Annotated in this window: 3 protein-coding genes; 1 reads left to right on the top strand and 2 read right to left on the bottom strand. The window is 52.8% G+C overall.

Going from position 1 to position 2,087, the window contains the following annotated elements; genetic code table 11:
• Positions 1 to 183: integrase core domain-containing protein (locus tag Q352_RS0117915; protein ID WP_156952604.1), on the top strand; the 183-nt coding region annotated here is incomplete at its 5' end.
• 23 nt (positions 184 to 206) lie between these two features.
• On the opposite strand, the gene Q352_RS0117920 is transcribed toward Q352_RS0117915, so the two are convergent.
• Both Q352_RS0117920 and Q352_RS23090 read right to left on the bottom strand, forming a co-directional pair.
• Positions 207 to 965, bottom strand: coding sequence for a hypothetical protein (locus Q352_RS0117920; RefSeq protein WP_028500501.1), 759 nt, complete (start codon positions 963 to 965; stop codon positions 207 to 209).
• Positions 966 to 1,017: 52 nt separating this feature from the next.
• Positions 1,018 to 2,087: RHS repeat-associated core domain-containing protein (locus tag Q352_RS23090; protein WP_211249653.1), on the bottom strand; the 1,070-nt coding region annotated here is incomplete at its 5' end.

Below are 2,087 nucleotides of genomic sequence, written 5' to 3' on the forward strand. Positions count from 1 at the left end.
AACGGCATGGTCGAGCGGGTCATCCGTACGTTCAAGGAGCAATGCGCGCATCGTCATCGCTTTGAGACCTTGCAGCACGCAAGCCGTGTCATCAGTGACTGGATACGCTTCTACAACACCCGCCGCCCTCATCAGGCACTCGGAATGAAAACCCCGGCTGAAGCGTTTGCTTTAGCCGTTTAACCTGAGCAGGTTTCGCTGGGTCATTACACTATCGCCTGCTCCTGAAAATAATTAATAAGTGATTTCCAGTTTTTGATAAGAAAATAATTGGTGTTGTGTCTGATGTAACTGAATGCATACAGGATCGGGTTGCCTGTGCCCGGTATGGAGATGGCACGCAACTGATAGGGCTGGGGACCCAGCAGTGTAAAAGCGAATTTGCCTCGCTGTGATGTGACCAAATGCTCTCTGGCGTTGTCGGTTTGCGTCATGCTGCTGGACAGCAGCACGGTTGCGCTATCATCACTGATGGTGAAGGTGTTATCGCTGTTCCAGCTGATGTACAAATGCTTCTTGCTGGGGATGGTAATACAGGTCGTCCTCCCCGATGAAATCGTTTCAATACGACCATCGATATGGACTATCGTGCAGCTGCCATCTGTTTCCTGCTTGAAGGTAAAAGTATTGGTTTTCTTGTATTGCAGACTGACAGCGCCGGACGCCTCCGCGTTCATCCGGTATCGGCTTCCATCTGACAATACCAGCGTGCGCAGCGGGGAAGAAGCATCGTCCGGGTCGGGATCCTCATCGATTCTTGCCAGGCTCAGTTCCCAGCCCGTTCCGAAACCATAGTCATTGGCATTGAACTGATTGAAGCGCAGGGCCAGGTCCAGATCCGGCCCTTGCAGCTGGTTGGCGGAAATGTCTGCCAGCGGGATATTCAGAATATACATGCCAGAGGCTGGATTGACCCCATCCTGCTTCCAGTTCATCAAACTGAAGATATTGGAATAAAACAGCATGGATTTTCTCCCTGAGTGCACCAATAAAAGCAGGGCGTTTTTTGATCATTGATCAGGGTAATTTTATAAATGAATGCAATGTCATTGAAAGCGAGTCAGCAATCGATGATTTGGCCGAATGGTAGATTGAATTTTCGGAAATGTTTTTGACTGGCGCAAAGGGTGTTCTTGGCAGGCTGGAATATAATTTTGGACATGCCGACGCAGACAGGTTTCCCAGCTCCGGATAGGAGCTGGACAGGGATCGGACCAGATGAGGGCGTGGTGAAGTTAACGATAAACCCGGGATGCCATCGGTTAATGTCTTGACGGAATGGCTCGCATTGTTGCGCCAGCGTTGCGTGATGCTCCATGTAAAATTCTTTATTCTAAGCAAACCGCTCCAGGTTGAACCTGCGGCAGGAATGAGCAGGATGGCACCGCTAATGCCATACAGAATATTCGAGGCATCACCCAGCTGGCCCCCATATTCCGGGTCAGCGTCAATGATGACGCCGGATGCGATCTGCATTGACGCGGCTACGACCAGAATAATGCCCCCCACCAGTGTTGCCAATATGAGAAGCATGCTTGTCATGGTCAGGATGCTCAGAATGGCAAAGACTCCAGCTATCAAGCCGGTGGCACCCGCAGCGATGGCGGTGGATGCCGAGTAACTGTAAGAGCCTGCCTGGTAGGAAACATAGCCCGTCGTATCCAGGCGATTGACGGGATCACTGGAACAGAACAGGTATGGATTCATGCCACCGATGGAAAAAGGGCTGAAAGGGTCGAGTGTCAGAAAGCGTTGAATGCCCGGGTCGTAGCTGCGTGCACCGTCACCCAGATCGTACAGCTGCATTTTCATGCCGACCCAGTTAATCGGTTCACCGTGCATGCCTATCTGGGGGCGGTGGGCGCTGTCGAATGAACGCTGCAGGTTTTCTGTTGGCCGGGCGGTACCAGGGTATGTGTCATTTTCGTCCAGTGCACAGGCGTACCAGGGTGTAAAACGCCGCCTTTGCTCATCACTGTCTGCTTTGCGGACCAGCACCGGCTTCAATGTCGCATCCCGGTACTGCTGCGCAAACGGCAGCGGCGGCGCCTCGCGTGCCGGCCGGCTGCGGTCCACGCAGTAGCCCG

Source organism: Microvirgula aerodenitrificans DSM 15089, from assembly GCF_000620105.1.
GTDB lineage: Bacteria > Pseudomonadota > Gammaproteobacteria > Burkholderiales > Aquaspirillaceae > Microvirgula > Microvirgula aerodenitrificans.